The organism is Micromonospora sp. DT231 (assembly GCF_049847025.1).
Taxonomy (GTDB): Bacteria; Actinomycetota; Actinomycetes; order Mycobacteriales; family Micromonosporaceae; genus Micromonospora.
Map to the genome: position 1 here is coordinate 981,776 of NZ_JBNCNO010000001.1, position 16,087 is coordinate 997,862.

The 16,087-nt window shown below is 70.7% G+C and carries 18 protein-coding genes; 12 read left to right on the top strand and 6 right to left on the bottom strand.

The genetic code is table 11. The features are described from left to right. Positions 1 to 91: 91 nt before the first annotated feature. Entirely contained in the window at positions 92 to 742 is a 651-nt protein-coding gene (locus tag ACPXBU_RS04420; RefSeq protein ID WP_425756563.1) for a LysE family translocator, read from the bottom strand. 227 nt (positions 743 to 969) lie between these two features. On the opposite strand from ACPXBU_RS04420, the gene ACPXBU_RS04425 reads away from it, so the two are divergent. Both ACPXBU_RS04425 and ACPXBU_RS04430 read left to right on the top strand, forming a co-directional pair. Then, on the top strand, positions 970 to 1,455 hold the full coding sequence (locus ACPXBU_RS04425) for a DUF1992 domain-containing protein (RefSeq protein WP_425756564.1): 486 nt from the start codon (positions 970 to 972) through the stop codon (positions 1,453 to 1,455). A gap of 41 nt (positions 1,456 to 1,496) precedes the next feature. Then, positions 1,497 to 2,039: a GNAT family N-acetyltransferase gene (locus tag ACPXBU_RS04430; RefSeq protein WP_425756566.1), complete on the top strand. Its 543-nt coding sequence runs from the start codon at positions 1,497 to 1,499 to the stop codon at positions 2,037 to 2,039. A gap of 3 nt (positions 2,040 to 2,042) precedes the next feature. Here the strand turns inward: ACPXBU_RS04430 and ACPXBU_RS04435 are convergent, their stop codons facing one another. Next, a complete protein-coding gene (locus tag ACPXBU_RS04435; RefSeq protein ID WP_425756567.1) occupies positions 2,043 to 2,618 on the bottom strand; it encodes a maleylpyruvate isomerase N-terminal domain-containing protein in 576 nt (191 codons plus the stop codon). Between the two features lie 113 nt (positions 2,619 to 2,731). Between ACPXBU_RS04435 and ACPXBU_RS04440 the strand changes: the two genes are divergently transcribed. The 3 genes from ACPXBU_RS04440 to ACPXBU_RS04450 are packed head-to-tail and all read left to right on the top strand — an operon-like array spanning position 2,732 to position 5,295. Then, positions 2,732 to 3,709, top strand: coding sequence for an ABC transporter ATP-binding protein (locus ACPXBU_RS04440; RefSeq protein ID WP_425756569.1), 978 nt, complete (start codon positions 2,732 to 2,734; stop codon positions 3,707 to 3,709). A gap of 13 nt (positions 3,710 to 3,722) precedes the next feature. After that, a complete protein-coding gene (locus ACPXBU_RS04445; RefSeq protein ID WP_425756570.1) occupies positions 3,723 to 4,481 on the top strand; it encodes an ABC transporter permease in 759 nt (252 codons plus the stop codon). 31 nt (positions 4,482 to 4,512) lie between these two features. After that, positions 4,513 to 5,295 (top strand): ABC transporter permease, encoded by a 783-nt coding sequence (locus ACPXBU_RS04450; RefSeq protein WP_425756571.1) that lies wholly within the window; start codon positions 4,513 to 4,515, stop codon positions 5,293 to 5,295. An 8-nt stretch (positions 5,296 to 5,303) separates the two neighbouring features. Here the strand turns inward: ACPXBU_RS04450 and ACPXBU_RS04455 are convergent, their stop codons facing one another. Beyond that, positions 5,304 to 5,780, bottom strand: a complete 477-nt coding sequence (locus ACPXBU_RS04455) for a hypothetical protein (RefSeq protein ID WP_425756573.1) — start codon at positions 5,778 to 5,780, stop codon at positions 5,304 to 5,306. A gap of 100 nt (positions 5,781 to 5,880) precedes the next feature. Here ACPXBU_RS04455 and ACPXBU_RS04460 point away from each other — a divergent pair, with 100 nt between their 5' ends. Next, on the top strand, positions 5,881 to 6,573 hold the full coding sequence (locus ACPXBU_RS04460) for a class I SAM-dependent methyltransferase (RefSeq protein ID WP_425756574.1): 693 nt from the start codon (positions 5,881 to 5,883) through the stop codon (positions 6,571 to 6,573). A 45-nt stretch (positions 6,574 to 6,618) separates the two neighbouring features. Here ACPXBU_RS04460 and ACPXBU_RS04465 read toward each other — a convergent pair whose 3' ends face one another. Then, complete coding sequence (locus ACPXBU_RS04465) at positions 6,619 to 7,053, bottom strand: nuclear transport factor 2 family protein (RefSeq protein ID WP_425756576.1); 435 nt, start codon at positions 7,051 to 7,053, stop codon at positions 6,619 to 6,621. Positions 7,054 to 7,149: 96 nt separating this feature from the next. Between ACPXBU_RS04465 and ACPXBU_RS04470 the strand changes: the two genes are divergently transcribed. Continuing rightward, on the top strand, positions 7,150 to 7,749 hold the full coding sequence (locus ACPXBU_RS04470) for a TetR/AcrR family transcriptional regulator (protein WP_425756578.1): 600 nt from the start codon (positions 7,150 to 7,152) through the stop codon (positions 7,747 to 7,749). A gap of 79 nt (positions 7,750 to 7,828) precedes the next feature. Here the strand turns inward: ACPXBU_RS04470 and ACPXBU_RS04475 are convergent, their stop codons facing one another. Continuing rightward, the gene (locus ACPXBU_RS04475) at positions 7,829 to 8,692 is read right to left on the bottom strand and encodes an NmrA family NAD(P)-binding protein (protein ID WP_425756580.1); all 864 of its coding nucleotides are present in this window, start codon (positions 8,690 to 8,692) and stop codon (positions 7,829 to 7,831) included. 85 nt (positions 8,693 to 8,777) lie between these two features. Here ACPXBU_RS04475 and ACPXBU_RS04480 point away from each other — a divergent pair, with 85 nt between their 5' ends. From ACPXBU_RS04480 to ACPXBU_RS04490, 3 genes are all read left to right on the top strand, one after another. After that, positions 8,778 to 9,500, top strand: a complete 723-nt coding sequence (locus ACPXBU_RS04480; RefSeq protein ID WP_425756582.1) for a TetR/AcrR family transcriptional regulator — start codon at positions 8,778 to 8,780, stop codon at positions 9,498 to 9,500. A 225-nt stretch (positions 9,501 to 9,725) separates the two neighbouring features. After that, on the top strand, positions 9,726 to 11,213 hold the full coding sequence (gene rox, locus ACPXBU_RS04485) for a rifampin monooxygenase (RefSeq protein ID WP_425756584.1): 1,488 nt from the start codon (positions 9,726 to 9,728) through the stop codon (positions 11,211 to 11,213). A 132-nt stretch (positions 11,214 to 11,345) separates the two neighbouring features. Beyond that, positions 11,346 to 13,241: a S9 family peptidase gene (locus tag ACPXBU_RS04490; protein WP_425756586.1), complete on the top strand. Its 1,896-nt coding sequence runs from the start codon at positions 11,346 to 11,348 to the stop codon at positions 13,239 to 13,241. A gap of 69 nt (positions 13,242 to 13,310) precedes the next feature. On the opposite strand, the gene ACPXBU_RS04495 is transcribed toward ACPXBU_RS04490, so the two are convergent. Continuing rightward, positions 13,311 to 13,706: a cupin domain-containing protein gene (locus tag ACPXBU_RS04495; protein ID WP_425756588.1), complete on the bottom strand. Its 396-nt coding sequence runs from the start codon at positions 13,704 to 13,706 to the stop codon at positions 13,311 to 13,313. Positions 13,707 to 13,759: 53 nt separating this feature from the next. On the opposite strand from ACPXBU_RS04495, the gene ACPXBU_RS04500 reads away from it, so the two are divergent. Next, complete coding sequence (locus ACPXBU_RS04500) at positions 13,760 to 14,773, top strand: helix-turn-helix domain-containing protein (protein WP_425756589.1); 1,014 nt, start codon at positions 13,760 to 13,762, stop codon at positions 14,771 to 14,773. Positions 14,774 to 14,933: 160 nt separating this feature from the next. Next, complete coding sequence (pip, locus tag ACPXBU_RS04505) at positions 14,934 to 15,920, top strand: prolyl aminopeptidase (RefSeq protein ID WP_425756591.1); 987 nt, start codon at positions 14,934 to 14,936, stop codon at positions 15,918 to 15,920. Positions 15,921 to 16,087: the final 167 nt, after the last annotated feature.

The window sequence follows — 16,087 nt, forward strand, 5'->3', positions numbered from 1 at the left end:
GGCGGTCTGGCGTCACCCGACCGTGGTGCGGTTGCGCGGTGGGGGCGCGGAAAGGGTCCGCCGTTACCGGGGCGGTGATCCTCCGGTCCGCTCAGGGCGCGGCGACCGCCGCGCGGGAACGGTCGGCGGCGATCCGGACGGCCAGCGCCGCGAGGGCCGTACCGGTCACCCACCGCTGCACCCGCAGCCACCCCGGTCGGCGGGCGAAGAACCCGGCCAGCGCGCCCGCGCTGAGCACGATGAGCGCGTTGACGCTCAGCGCCACGGCGATCTGGGTCAGCCCGAGCAGCAGGCTCTGCATCGCCACGTGCCCCCGCGCCGGGTCGATGAACTGCGGCAGCAGCGACACGTAGAGGATCGCGATCTTCGGGTTCAGCAGGTTGGTGACCAGGCCCATGGTGAACAGCCGTCGGGGCGGATCCGGAGGCAGCGGCGCGGGTGTGAACGGCGAGTGACCGCCCGGACGCAGCGTCCGCCAGGCCAGCCACAGCAGGTAACCGGCACCGGCCAGCTTCACCACCGCGTAGAGGGTCGGCACCAGCACGAAGACGGTGGCCAGGCCGGCGACCGCCGCCGCCAGGTACACCCCGAAACCGGCCGCCACCCCGAGCAGTGAGATCAGCCCGGCCCGGCGGCCCTGCGCCACCGAGCGGGACACCAGGTAGACCATGTTCGGGCCGGGTGTGAGGACCAGCCCCAACCCGACGAGCGCGATGCCCAGCAGTGCCCCCGTGCTCACCATGACGATTCCCCCCCCGTTCGGCAGCCCCGCACCGACCGTAGGCCGAGATGAGCACGCTGGCCGAGAGCCACCTGGATGATGGTGGCCCCGAATCCGGTCAGCCGGGCCGAAACCCCCCGGTCGATCGCCGCCGGGAATGGTCACCGTCGTGGGCGCGCTGACCCCCTACGAGCGCGTGTCGCCGTCCGGAGGCGGCGCGTTACGGTGGCCAGGGGAGGTGCCGCAGGGTGACCGAGGCGTGGGAAGCGGCCGTGGAGGCGCAGATCCGGGGAGCCGTGCAACGCGGCGAGTTCGACGACCTGCCCGGCATGGGCAAGCCGATCCCCGGCCGGGGAGCACCGTACGACGAGTCGTGGTGGATCAAGAGCTTCCTGGAGCGGGAGGCGCTGCCCAGCGACCTGCTCCTACCCACCCCGTTGCAACTGCGCCGACGCGTCGAGCAGGTCCCCGACGAGGTTCGCGACCTGCCCACCGAACAGGCCGTCCGCGACTTCGTGGGGCAGTTGAACGCGCAGATCGTGGCGTGGCTGCGCAACCCCGACGGCCCCCGCGTGGCGGTGCGTCCGGTGAACACCGACGAGGTGGTCCGCCGCTGGCGCGCCGAGCACGCCCCGCCCAGCGTCCCGACGCCGAAGACCGACCGGGCGACAGTCGTCGCGCCACACCGGCCTCGTCGTGCCTGGTGGTTGCCCTGGCGTCGCCGCTCGCGCTGACCCGTCTGCTCGGCCGTGCCCGGCACCGGCAGACTGTGCCGATGGTGATCGACCGACGGACGTCCACTATCTCCTCGATGTCGGGCCTCGCCCTGCGGCCCTGGGCGGACGACGACCTGGACGCCCTGCTGGACGCGTACCGGGACCCGGTGTTGCGCCGATGGACCCGGCTGCCGGTGACCAACCCGGCCGAGGGCCGGCAGTGGCTCCAGCGAGTGCGCGAGGACTGGGACGCCGGACGGCGGTACAGCTTCGCGGTCCTCGAGGACGACGCGGACGGTCCACGGCTGGTGGCGAACGTGGTGCTCAAGAGAGCCAGCGAGGATTGGCCCGCGCCCGAGGTGGGTTACTGGACCGCGTCGTGGGCGCGCGGGCGCGGCGTCGCCCCGGGGGCGGTCACCGCGCTCAGCCGATGGGCGTTCGACACGTTCCCCGCGCTGGAGCGCCTCGACCTGCTGCACCAGGTGGACAACGTGGCGTCCTGCCGGGTGGCGCAGAAGAGTGGCTACGTGTTCCAGGAGGTGCTGCCGGCCCGGCCGCCCTTTCCGCTGGACGGTCACCGGCACTCGCTGCGTGTCGGGTAGGGCTCAGCCCAGCGCCGCCTGCCACGTCCACGAGGTGCGTCGTGCCCGGCCGGGCAGGTCACCGCGGCCGGTCATCCACAGCAGGACCTCGGGCGCGACACCCTCCGGGGCGTTCGGGAAGAGTCGCCGCAGCACCGCCGCGCTCAACCGCTGCGGCGGCTGCCAGGGCACACCGAGACCGACGGTGATGTCGTGGGTGTGCAGCAGGGTCTCGGCCACCCCCATCGCGGCGAAGCCGGCCGGGTCGCAGGGACCCCAGTGCCAGGCCCGCGTGTCGGGCGGGGCGGCGTCGACGGCGGCGGCGAGCAGCCCGGCGCAGGCGCGCGCGACGGTGAGGGTCTGCGCCGGGCTGGCGTCGGGGGAGACCCGCAGGTCGTACGGCAGGTAGCCGTCCTCCGGGCGGCCGGTGACCTGGCCGGCGTACGCCAGCAGGTCGTGCGCGATGTGCGCGGCGGTGGTCCAACAGCTCCAGGTCAGCGGGCCGGCGGGCACGGACCAGTCGCGCTCGTGGTGGGGGTGCAACACCCGGGTCATCTCGTCGGCCGCCTGGAGCAGGTCGGCGCCGGTCACCGCTGGCATCCGGCGACTCTCGCAGGGCCGGTCGAGCGAGACAAGCGAGATCATCGCCGCATCGAAATTTTCAGTGACGTGCTCGAATCTTGCAGTGTGCTGTTTATTTTCCGTAGGCTGCCATGATGATCGAGCAGCCCATGGTCCAGGCCAGACAGTTGACAAAGGTCTATCCGCGGCGTGGGTCCACAGCGGAGTTCCACGCGGTCGACGGCATCGACTTCGAGGTCCAGCGGGGGGAGTCCTTCGGGCTGCTCGGGCCCAACGGCGCCGGCAAGTCCACCACCATGCGGATGATCGCCGCGACGTCGCCGATCAGCGGCGGCAGCCTGCGCGTGCTCGGGATGGACCCGACGCGACAGGGGCCGGAGATCCGCGCCCGGTTGGGCGTCGTGACGCAGGACGACTACCTGGACAACGAGCTGACCGTCCGGGAGAACCTGCACATCTACGGGCGGTACTTCAGCCTGCCGCGGGCCGTCATCCGGGACCGCGCGACCCGACTGCTGGATTTCGCCCAGCTTCGGGAAAAGGCCGGCGACCAAGTCGAGACGCTCTCCGGCGGTATGCGCCGACGGCTGACCATCGCCCGTTCCCTGATCAACGAACCCGACATCCTGCTCCTCGACGAGCCCACCACAGGTCTCGACCCGCAAGCCCGGCACATCCTGTGGGACCGGCTCTTCCAGCTCAAGCAGGACGGCGTCACGCTCATCCTCACCACGCACTACATGGACGAGGCCGAGCAGCTCTGCGATCGGCTCATCGTCGTCGACCACGGCCGGATCGTCGCGCAGGGCTCCCCTCGGGACCTGATCACCAGGTATGCCACCCGGGAGGTCCTGGAACTGCGGTTCCGTCTCGACGAACGAGACACCGTCACGGAGAAGCTGCGGACATCCGCCCTGGCCACCGGCGGCAACGAGACCGACGGCCGCGTCGAGTCGCTTCCCGACCGGGTGCTCGTCTACACCGCCGACGGCGAGGCCGCCCTCGCCGCGGTGCACGCCATGTCGCTCACGCCGCTCACCGCACTGGTCCGTCGCGCCACGTTGGAGGACGTGTTCCTCACGCTCACCGGCCGATCGCTCGTCGAGTAGCAGGGGAGACCACGTGTTGCACGCATTCGGATACTGGATGGTCCGCTACCGACGCACCTGGCGCGGCTCGATCGTGCTCAACGTCCTGAACCCGCTGCTGTTCCTCATCGGCATCGGCGCCGGACTGGGCGCCCTCGTCGACGACAACGCGCCGGCCCAGATCGCCGGCGTCTCCTACGCGGCGTTCTTCGCCCCGGGCATGCTGGCCGCCGCGGCGATGCAGAACGCGTTCCTGGAGGCGTCCGGGGGAGTCGCCCGGGCCGCGGGTTTCGGGGCGTACCGCAGCGCCACCCCGACGCCACTGGCCCCGGAGCAACTCGCTGCCGGGCACCTGCTCTTCATCACCTTCCGGGTGCTCATCGCCAGCGCCGCCTTCATCGTGGTGATGGCCGCGTTCGGACTGATCGAGGGTTGGTGGGTGCTCGGCGCCCTGCTCGGCGCGACACTGACCGGTGTCGCGTTCGCGGCGCCGGCCGCCGCGTGGGCGGTCGGGGTACGCAAACTACGCCACATCGACACGGTGTTCCGCTTCGTCATCATGCCGCTCTACATGTTCTCCGGCACGTTCTTCGCCGTCTCCCAGCTACCGGAGTGGATCCGCCCGGTGTCCTACCTGCTGCCGCTGTGGCACGGGGTGGAACTGTGCCGCACCCTCAGCCTCGGCACGGCGACGATCACCGGCAGCGGCGTCCACATCGCCTACCTGCTGACGCTCGCGGTCGGCGGCTTCCTGGTCGCCCGGGTCACCTACCGCCGAAGGCTGCACCCGTGACGGCCCACCCACCGAGCCCTGTGGAGACAGCATGAGCACCGTCGTCGTACCCGGCTGGACAAGACGCCGCGCGCTCGCGCTCATCGAACGCAACTTCATGATCTACCGTCGGTCGATCACGCCGCTGCTCAACGCGCTCGTCGAGCCGATCCTGTACCTGCTGTCGATCGGCGTCGGCGTCGGGCTGCTCGTCGGCACCGTTCCCGGCGTCGAGGTCCCGTACGCCGTCTACGTGGCCCCGGCGATCCTGGCCACGACCGCGATGAACACCGCGTTCAACCAAACCAGCTTCGGCGTCTTCACCAGGATGAGGATCGAGAAGACCTACCAGGCGATCCTGCCGACACCGCTGTCCGTCACCGACATCGCCGTCGGCGAGGTCACCAGCGCGATGATCAACGCGTTGCTGACGACGATCGGCTTCCTCACCCTCATGGCGGTCGGTGGGCTGGTCACCTCGGCCTGGGTGCTGCTGGCCCTCCCCGCGTCGGTGCTCATCGCGTACGCGTTCGCCGCGGGCGGGTTGGCCGTCACGACGTACCTGCGCGACTTCTCCGACTTCCAGTACATCCAACTCTTCATGCTGCCGATGTACCTGTTCGCGACGACGTTCTACCCCCTGTCGGTCTATCCGGCGGCGGTGCGGCCCCTGATCCAGGCGCTGCCGCTCTACCACAGCATCGAGCTGGTTCGCGAACCGGCGTTGGGCCGGCTCGGCTGGGACCTGCTGATCCCGGTGGTCTACCTGCTCGCCTTCGGCTCGATCGCGATGATCGTCGCCACCCGTCGGATGACCCGGATGATGCTGCGCTGAGCGGACCGTTACCGCCTTGCGTCGGTCGGGTCGTCCGCGGCGAAGTCGCGGATGGCAGCGCGGATGGCCTCGCCGTACGCGTCGGCCGGCAGGTACGCCAGGTGTTCGCCGGCTCGGGCGAGGTGCTCGCGGGCCTGGGCGGGGTTGCCCAGACGTCGGTGGCAGTCGGCCAGGTTGAGATGCAGCGACGGCAGGAACGCCTGGACCTGGAGCGAGGACAGGTAGCGCTGGGCGCGCTCGTCGGTCAGGTCGGACACCGCGGCCAGGGCGCGTTCGTCCCAGGTCAGCTCCGCCTCGGTGGTGTCCTGGAGATCGGCGAGGTAGTGGGCGAGGGTGCAGCGGTGGAAGGCGTCGCCGGTGGGGCCGATCTCGTCCCACAACGCGGTGAGAGCGTCGCGGGCGGGGCCCTTCTGCCCTGATCGGCCGAGCTGCACCGCCTCGCCGATGCGGGTCATCGTCGGGTCGGGTGTCGGTTGGTCGTCCATGCCGCCGATGTTCGGGCCTCGACCCGGTCGAGGGTCAAATCACCCGCGCCCTGGTCGATCTCGGTTGCGTCCCGCGCCGGCGGCCGGGCACGCTGCCCTGATGCCCGCAGCCCACGCGTATCACGACCAGGCCGGTGACATCTTCGCGGCGCACGCCGCCGACGGACCGCACAACGCCTACACGGACCGGCCGGCCATGCTGACGCTCGCCGGCGACGTCGCCGGTCTGCGGATCCTGGACGCCGGCTGCGGCGGCGGCCACTACGCGGCCGAGTTGGTCGGCCGGGGAGCCGAGGTGGTGGCGGTGGACGGCAGCGCGACGCTGGTCCGGCACGCCCGGGCCCTGCTCGGCGACCGCGCCGAGGTCCAGCGGCACGACCTGGACGCCCCGCTGGAGTTCGCAACCGACGCGTCGTTCGACGGAGTCGTCTGCGCGCTGGTGCTGCATCACCTGACCGACCGTGCCCGGTTCCTCGGCGAGGTACGGCGGGTGCTGCGGCCCGGCGGCTGGTTCCTGCTGTCGACGACACATCCGACGTCGGACTGGCGGTACTTCGGCGGATCGTACTTCGACGAGAGCTGGGTCGAGTTCCCCATGGCCGACGGGATCACCATGCGCTTCCAGCGGACGACCCTCGAGTCGCTGGTGACCGAGGTGCTCGACGCCGGGTTCGTGCTCGAGCGGCTGGTCGAGCCGAGGGCGGTCGAGACGCTGCGCGCTGTCAACCCGGAGCGCTACGAGCGGCTGACCGAACGCCCGAGCTTCGTCGCCCTGCGCCTGCGCCGCCACTAACGATGCTCATCGCGGCACGTACGCCCAACGGCGGCTCGGTCTGCATCAGACGACCCTGCCGGCCGGTCGGGCCGTGACGCTGGCCAGCGCCTCGACCACGGGGAGGGGGTTGACGTAGTCGCGATAGGACAGGATCTGACCGTCGCGGACTCGAATGACCGCGATCACCGTCTGCTCGAACGGCTCGCCCGTGGCGACGACGCTGCCGTACGCCTCGTACTCCACGATGATGACCTCGGGGTCGGTGGTCTCGTGCAGCAGCACGTTGCGGTATTCGTCGAACGTGACGAAGGCGCCGGCTGTCTCGGTGAGATGACGGCGCACCTCCGCACGCCCCCGCAGACGGCCGGGCACGCCTGGCGGACGGTACGGCCACTCGATGTATCCGTCCGGCGCCATCAATTCCACGAATGTCTCGATGTCGACCTCGCGGCCGGCCCGCAGGACCCTCTCGACGACCGTGCGGGACGACAATGTCATCGCGACCTCCCAGGTGGCCAGCGTCGGTTGAACAGGCGTTGATTGAACGAGCGTAGAACGAACGGGCGGACCGGTCAACGACCGTAGAATGACCGGGTGACCGAACCGAGCGCCCGGTTGACGCGAGCCCAGCAACGCCGCCAGACCGAAGACAGCATCCTGACGGCGGCCCGGCAGATGTTCGCCGAACTCGGCTTCGAGCGCACCACGATCCGTGCCGTGGCCAGGGCGGCCGGGGTCGACGCCGGCCTGGTGATGCACTACTACGGCACCAAGGACAACCTCTTCTCCCGCGCCGCCGAACTGCCCGCCGACGAGTTGCCCAGCGGCGGCGGTGAGGAGATCGTCGACGTCCTGCTCGCCTCGCTCGCCAGCCGCCTGGACGGCGAACCGGTCGCCTCACTCGCGGTCCTGCGTTCCATGCTCACCAACAGCGACGCCGCCGAGCGGTACCGGGCCGCTGCCGAGCCCCAGCTCAGCCAGATCACCACCGCGATCCCCACCGCGGACGCCGCGCTGCGCGCCAGCCTGCTCAGCGCGATCGTCCACGGCGTGATCATCGAGCGTTACCTGCTGCGACTCGGCCGACTCGCGGACGCCGCACCCGATGAGATCATCGAGCTGCTTCGTCCGTGCTTCCAGACGTTGGCCACCGCCGAGGTGCCGCCGCCGGTTCGGCCCGCCGACGCGAGTTGAGCCGCGACCCCGAGGGGTACGGTCGCTGCCCGGCCGACCACGGGAGGGTGAGGCCGGGTCGTCGAGCCTGAGCCGCCTCTCAATCCCTGGCGGCGATGGCCGTGAGCACCGAACGGGCGGACGTCGGACGGTGACCGATGAGGGCCTCCAGTGTCGGGTCGGTGACGGCGAACTCGCCACGGCGAGCCGCGCGGTACATGCCGAGGGTGAAGTCGGCCGCCGCCGCGGGCATGCCACCTGCGATGGCAGTGGCCCGCCACTCCTCGTCATCCACGACGACGCGCCTGATGGTGCGGCCCGTAACGGTGCTGAGGATGCCCGCGACCGCCTCGAGGTCGAGCATGTCCGGCGCGGTCAGCGGAGCCGTGACCCCGTCGAGCGCCCCGTCCTCGGTGAGGGCGATGGCGGCGGCCTCGGCGAGGTCGGCGTGCGCGGTCCAGGAGACCGGGCCGTCCGTCGGCGCCGCGAGCACGCCGGTCTCCAGGGCCGCGCCGATGGCGAAGCTGAGCGTGCTCGCGTAGAAGCCGTTGCGCAGGGCGGTGAAGGGAACACCCAACCCGGCTAGATGCTCCTCGGTCTCGGCATGCGTGAGCTGGGCGGGGAAGAGTGAATCCTTCGCCGCCGCCTGGTGACTGGTGTACAGGACGCGCGAGGCCCCCGCGGCGTGGGCGGCGTCGATGGCGGCGCGGTTCGCGACGGCCGCGCCGCCGCCCCGAATGGCGGCGGACACGACGAGGACCTTCTCGGCGCCCTCGAAGGCGTGTCGCAGCGTGGTCGGGTCGGTGAAGTCTCCGGCCCGGACCCGTACGCCGCGCGCGGCGAGACCCGCGGCCTTGGTCACGTCGCGCACGCTGACGCCCACGGTTTCGGCGGGCACCCGCTCGAGCAGCCGAGCGACGATCTGGGAGCCGAGCTGACCGGTGGCACCGGTGATGACGAACATGATTGACACTCCCTGTTATCGACGTTATCGCCGTTACGTTAGCAGCGATACTCCGACGATAACAAGTTGCTGTTAGCATTGGTTCATGACTGCGGCGCAGGACACGGCATCCCGGGACGACGTGCGGCTCGGCATCGTCACGGCGGCCAGCCAGCTGCTGCGGGAGAAGGGCGCGAACGCGGTGACGACGCGAGCCGTCGCCCAGGCGGCGGGTGTGCAGGCGCCCACCATCTATCGCCTCTTCGGTGACAAGAACGGCCTGATCGATGCCGTCGCGGAACACGTCATGGCCACCTACGTCGCCGCCAAATCCGCGGTGGTGCGGGCCGCCGAGGGCGATCCGGTAGCGGACCTGCGGCTCGGATGGCGGGTGCACATCGAGTTCGGCCTGGCGAACCCCGAGCTGTACGCGCTCATCGGCGCCCGGGGGACTGGCGGGCCGTCACCGGCGACGGCTGCCGGCATCGAGGTGCTGCGCACCCGCGTCCGGCGACTGGCCGCGGCCGGCCTGTTGGGTGTCGACGAGCGGCGCGCACTCATGATGATCCACGCCGCTGGCAACGGAACCATCCTCGCCCTCCTGGCGACACCCCCGCAGGAGCGCGACAGTGGTCTGGGCGACGCCATGTTCGACGCCGTGCTCAGCAGCATCCTCGTGAGCACGCCGGCGACACCCGACACGACAGTGAGCGCGGTGGCGGTCACCTTCGCCACGGTGGTACCCGACCTTCCGGGGCTCAGCGACGCCGAACGCGCGCTCATGACCGAGTGGCTCCACCGGTCGCTGACCGCGCCGCAGACCGCCTGACCGCGACCTGCGGGCCGGTTCCGAGGTGGGCACGTGGCGGGAAAAGCACTGGACGAGCTGATGCGCGGCTTGTAGTTTTCGGCTGACCGTGACACCACCCGAGGAGGTGAGACCCATGACCGCTGTACCGAAGTGGGTGCTCCCCCTCCCGTCATGGCCGGGCGACTGACATAGGTGTCGCCGGGAGCGCCTCGCCAACCACGGCACTCCCGAAGGGCAACACCTATGCGTTCCGCGCACATCACCGCCGAGCAGCCGTCCCACGACCGGGCCGATCACCCGCCCCGCCCCTTCGATGTGATCATCGTCGGGTGTGGACCCACGGGCGCCATGCTGGCCGCCGAACTACGGCTGCACGAGGTGCGGGTACTCGTTCTGGAGAAGGAAACCGAACCCGCGTCGTTCGTACGCATCGTCGGTCTGCACATGCGCAGCCTCGAGCTGATGGCGATGCGGGGACTGCTGGATCGAGTCCTCCCGCATGGCCGCCGCCGGCCGGCCGCCGGCTTCTTCGCCGCCATCGCCAAACCCGCGCCCGAGGGCCTGGACTCCGCGTACGCCTATCTATTGGGCATCCGGCAGCCGGTCATCGTGAACGTGCTCGAAGAACGCGCGCTCGAACTGGGCGCGCAGGTCCGGCGCGGGTGCGCGGTCACCGGCGTGCAGCAGGACGACGAGGGGGTGACAGTCCTGCTGGCCGACGGGCAGCGGTTGCGGTCGCGCTATCTCGTCGGCTGTGACGGACCGCGCAGCACCGTACGCAAACTGCTCGGTGTCGGCTTCCCCGGTGAGCCCGCACGCACCGAGACCCTGATGGGCGAGATGAAGGTGGGCATGCCCCCGGAGGAGGTCGCCGCCACGGTGGCCGCACTCCGCGAGCCTCCACAACGATTCTGGCTCCGGCCCTTCGGGGAAGGGGTCTACAGCGTGCTGGTCCCCGCCGCGGGAGTCAGCGACCGCACGCAACCACCCACCCTTGAGGATTTCAAACACCAGTTGCGCAGCGTCGCCGGCACCGATTTCGGCGTCCACTCCCCGCGGTGGTTGTCCCGCTTCGGCGATGCCACCCGGCTCGCCGAACGGTATCGGGTCGGGCGTGTGCTTCTGGCCGGCGACGCGGCGCACATCCACCCACCCATCGGCGGACAGGGCCTCAACCTGGGCGTCCAGGACGCGGTCAACCTGGGCTGGAAACTGGCCGGGCGCATCCGCGGCTGGGCGCCGGATGACCTGCTGGACACCTACCAGGCCGAACGCCGTCCGGTCGCCGAGGACGTGCTGGACAACACGCGCGCCCAGACCGAGCTGCTGTCCACCGAACCCGGTGCACGGGCCGTGCGCAGACTGCTCACCGAACTGATGGACTTCAACGAGGTCAACCGTTACCTGCTGGAGAAGATCACCGCTGTCGGCATCCGCTACGACTTCGGGGCGGGCCCCGATCTGCTCGGCCGCCGGATGCGCGACATCGCCGTGCGACAGGGCAATCTCTACGGCCTCCTGCATCGCGGTCGCGGCCTGCTGCTGGACCGCACCGAACGCCTCGCGGTCGACGGCTGGTCAGACCGGGTCGACCACCTCGCGGATCCGACCGCCGACCTCGATGCTCCGGGCGTCCTGATCCGACCCGACGGTCACGTCGCCTGGATCGGCGACGACCAACAGGACCTCGACCGCCACCTTTCGCACTGGTTCGGCACGCCCACCCACTGACGTCGACGCGTCCTGATCGACTCGGGTTTCACGACGTCGGGGTGTCGCAGCGTTGCGGACACCCCGATGTCAGTGACCTCGCGGCGAGGATCCCGCACCGGATCGATCCCGTGACGCTGGCAGACTTGTCGCGTGACAGGTCTGACCGCCGAGCTCGTGGTCGACGGTCGTGCCCCGCGGAACCCGGCACTCGCCCCGAACGGGCGCCGGCTCTGCTACGTCCTGACACCCCTCAGCCGGACCGGCGACCACCTCGACACCGCACTCTGGCTCGTCGACACCGACGGCGCCGTCGCGCCGCGCCGGGCGACCGCCGACACCGCAACGGAGTCCCGGCCACGGTGGTCGGCCGACTCGGCGACGCTGTTCTTCCTGTCCGACCGCAGCGACCGTGGCACCTCACAGCTGCACGCGCTCACCCTCGCCAACGGCACGGTCACCACGTTGACCGGCTGGCAGGCCGGCGTCATCGACCACCTGCCGCTCACCGACCCCCACCTGGTCGCGCTGCTCGCCGAGGACGAACCCACCGCGCAGGACGCGAGCCGCGCCCGGGACCGCGACGACGCCATCGTCGTCGGCGAGCGCGAACCGCGAGCCCGGATTCGGCTGCTCGACCTGCGCACCGGCCGGATCACCACCCCGCACGTGTTCGGTGACCGGCACGTCGTGGAACTGCGGCAACGTCCCGACGGCGGGCCGCTGGCCGTGCTGACCAGAGCCACCACCGACAACGACCACGGCCCACGCAGCGGCCACCTGCACCTGCTCGACCCCGCGACCGGGACCGTCCAGGACCTCGGACCTGTCGAAGCCGACGCACAGTCGCTGGCCTGGTGGCCGGGCGAGGACGGCTGGCACCTCGGTTACCTGGCGCTCACCCCGCCGGGTCTGCAGGCCGGCACCGCCGTGTTCGACCTGGCCGTGGAGAACCGCGTCCTGCGCAACCGCACCGCTGGTCTCTCGATGTGCCCCACCGAACTCGGCCAGACCGACGGCGCCCCGCTGGTGGTGTTCGCCGACGGCCTGAACGCGACCCTGGCCCGGCTCGACGCCACCGACCTCACGATCCTGTCGCAGCACCCCGGACGCCTCGACACCCTCACCGCCACCCCTGCCGGTGACGGCATCGCCGTCCTCACCGGCGGCCGCTACCAACCGCCGGACGTCCACGTCGGACCGCCAACCGGGCCGCTGCGGAGAATCACCACCACCCGCCCGGAACTGGACGGCATCGCGCTCGGCACGCAACAACCGCTGGCCTACCGCGCCGCCGACGGCCTCGACCTGGACGGCTTGCTCGTCCTGCCGGTCGGACGAACCGCCTCGGACGGCCCGTTCCCGCTTGTCACGATCGTGCACGGCGGCCCGTACGACCGCTACGCCGACAGTTGCCAGGTGTTCTGGTTTCCCAGCGCGCAGTGGCTGGCCGCCGCTGGCCACGCGGTGTTCCTGCCCAACCCGCGCGGTGGTCAGGGCCATGGTCACCAGTTCGCCGCGAGCGTCGCCGGCCGGGTCGGACAACAGGAGTGGACCGACATCCTGACCGGAATCGACCTGCTCGTCGCCGAGGGCATCGCCGACCCGGACCGGCTGGGCATCGCCGGTTGGAGCCACGGCGGCTTCCTGTCCGCCTGGGCCGTCAGCCAGACCGGCCGCTTCCGCGCCGCGCTGGTCGGCGCCGGCGTCGTCGACTGGGGCATGTTGGCAGCGACCGGGGAGAACGGCCAGTTCGAAGCCGCGCTCGGCGGCAGCACCGGCTGGTCCGGCATCGGACCACACCCCCACGACGCGGTCAGCCCGATCTCCTTCGCCAGCCGCATCCGCACCCCGGTGCTCATCCTGCACGGCGCCGAGGACACGAACGTTCCCCTCGGACAGGCCGTGTACCTCCACCGGGCGCTGCGCCACTTCGACGTCGAGCACGAGTTCGTGATCTACCCGAGAGAGGGCCACTCGATCTGGGAACGCCACCACCAGATCGACGTCCTGCGCCGGACCCGCGCCTGGTTCGATCGCTGGCTCTGACCCTGACCTGTCCTCGCTCTCCAGCCACGCGTTGTCGCGTCGTGGAGCTGTCCCACGCTCAGGTGAAAGTCACCGCAGGTCATGCCCGGCCGTGGCGTCGACGTGGTCCGGGACGGGGTCATGGTGGTCGCCGACGGTGAGGGTGCCGGTCGGTTCGAACATCAGGATCGCGGCGCCGTCCGGGGAGAAGGGTTTGTGGTAGGTGCCGCGCGGTACGACGAACACCGAACCCTGCGGCAGCACCACGGTGCGTTCCCGCTCGCCCGGTGGGCGCAGGGCGATGCTCAACACCCCCGACAGTACGAGGAAGAACTCGTCGGTGTCGTCATGGCGGTGCCACACGTGCTCGCCAGCGACCTTGGCAATGCGCACGTCATAGTCGTTGACCCGCGTCACGATGCGCGGGCTCCACAGTGCCTCGAAGGTGGCCAGGGCGGTGGACAACTCGACCGGTTCACTGATCATGGCTGTCATCGTGGCCGATGCCGTCGGCGCAGAGTGAGTGCTAGAAATCGCGTATGCCGCAACGATCCTCGCAGCCCGGTGGCGGCGCGCACCGGGTGGTGATGCTCGTCGACGACGGGTCGAACCCGTTCGAGCTGGGCGTGGCCACCGAACTGTTCGGCCTGCGCCGCCCGGAGATCAACCGCCGCTGGTACGACTTCACGCTGTGCGCCGCCGCCCCGGACACCGTGCTGCACGCCGGGCTGTTCACCCTCACCGGCGTACCCGGCCTGCACGCCGCCGAGGGCGCTGACACCCTCATCGTGCCGAACCGACCCGACCCGCACGTCCCGCCCGCGCCCGCCGTCATCGACGCCGTGCAGCGGGCCGCCGCCCGCGGCACCCGACTGGTCAGCTTCTGCACCGGCACGTTCACCCTCGCCGCCGCCGGGGTGCTCGACGGCCGCCGCGCCACCACCCACTGGCGCTGGAGCGAGCTGTTCGCGGCCCGCCACCCCCGGGTGTTGCTGCACCCCGACGTGCTGTTCGTCGACGACGGCGACATACTCACCGCCGCCGGAGGCGCCGCCGCCCTCGACCTCGGCCTACACCTGATCCGCCGCGACCACGGCGCCGAGATCGCCAACACCGTCAGCCGCCGGCTCGTGTTCGCCGCGCACCGCGACGGCGGGCAACGCCAGTTCATCCCCCAGCCACTGCCGGCCGTACTCGACACGTCTCTGGCACCGCTGCTCGACTGGGCCCGAGGCCGGCTGCACCAACCCCTGAGCGTGGCGGACCTGGCCACCCACGCCGCCGTCAGCCCGGCTACCCTGCACCGCCGCTTCCACACCGAACTGGGCACCACCCCGCTGGCCTGGCTGACCAGCCAACGCATCACCCTGGCCTGCCGTCTGCTGGAAGCTGGTGAACCACGGCTGGACACCGTCGCCCGCGCCAGCGGCCTGGGCACCAGCGCCAACCTGCGCACCCAGATCCGCCGCCACACCGGACTGACCCCCAGCGCCTACCGCGGTCGCTTCACGACCGTCGCGCGCCCACACCCACAAAGCCGTGATGACAGCTGACCACGGGGAATCTCCCACCAGGGCGAAGACGACCCGGGCACCGCACTCCGCACTTCATAGGTCGATGTTCCGTTGATCAGCGCCGCCACCGGCAGCTCGGGCGCACTCGTGACGGCGGACTCGAACGCCACAGCTTCCCCCGCTATCGGAGGTCCGGACCTTGACCGAGCTGTACCCACCGATCGAGCCGTACGAGACCGGGATGCTCGACGTCGGCGACGGCAACCTCGTGTACTGGGAGGTGTGCGGCAACCCGGCCGGTAAGCCAGCGCTTGTCGTCCACGGCGGGCCCGGATCCGGGTGTGGGCCCGGCTGGCGTCGGTACTTCGATCCGGACCGGTACCGGGTCGTCCTGTTCGACCAGCGTGGTTGCGGTCGCAGCACACCACACGCGAGCGATCCGGCGACCGAGATGCGGCACAACACCACCTGGCACCTGATCGCCGACATGGAGCGGCTGCGCGAAAGCCTCGGCATCGACCGCTGGCTGCTGCACGGCGGATCCTGGGGTTCCACCCTCATCCTGGCGTACGCGCAGCAGCACCCCCGGCGGATCTCCGAGATCGTCATCGCCGCCGTCACCATGACCAGGCGCGCCGACATCGACTGGCTCTACCGGGGCGTCGGCCGGTTCTTCCCCGAGCAGTGGCAACGATTCCTCGAAGGGGCCCCGGGCACATCCCGCGACGGGGATATCGTCGCCGCGTACGCCCGCCTGATGGAAGACCCGGACCCCGCCGTTCGGGACAGGGCCACGATCGATTGGTGCGCGTGGGAGGACGCGGTCCTGTCCGGAGAGACGCGCGGCGCGGCGAATCCGTACGGCGATCGCCCTCCCGCGGCGCGGCTGGCCTTCGTGCGCATCTGCGCGCACTACTTCGCCCACGGCGCGTGGCTGGAGGAGGGCGCACTGCTGCGCGATGCTGACCGGTTGGCCGGCATCGCCGGTGTCCTCATCCACGGCCGACTCGACCTGGGCGGGCCGCTGCAGACAGCGTGGGACCTGCACCGCGCCTGGCCCGACTCGACGTTGACCGTGATCGAGAGCGCGGGGCATCTCGGCACAGCCGAGACCCGCGAGCACGTTGTCCACGCCCTCGCCCGATTCGCCGCCGACGACTCCCTTGGCGTACGAAGCCGCCCGTGATCGACCTGAGGTCGGCACCGCCATCTCGTGGACCGGGCCGGCGTGGGCGCAGTCGCCCGAGGTGAAGTCCCGATCGGCCTCCCGCCGACTGCGGTCGCCAATTATCAGATTGTCAGTAACAGTAATCCGATAAACCACCACCACAAAAGGGGCGAACCCGGCGTGCA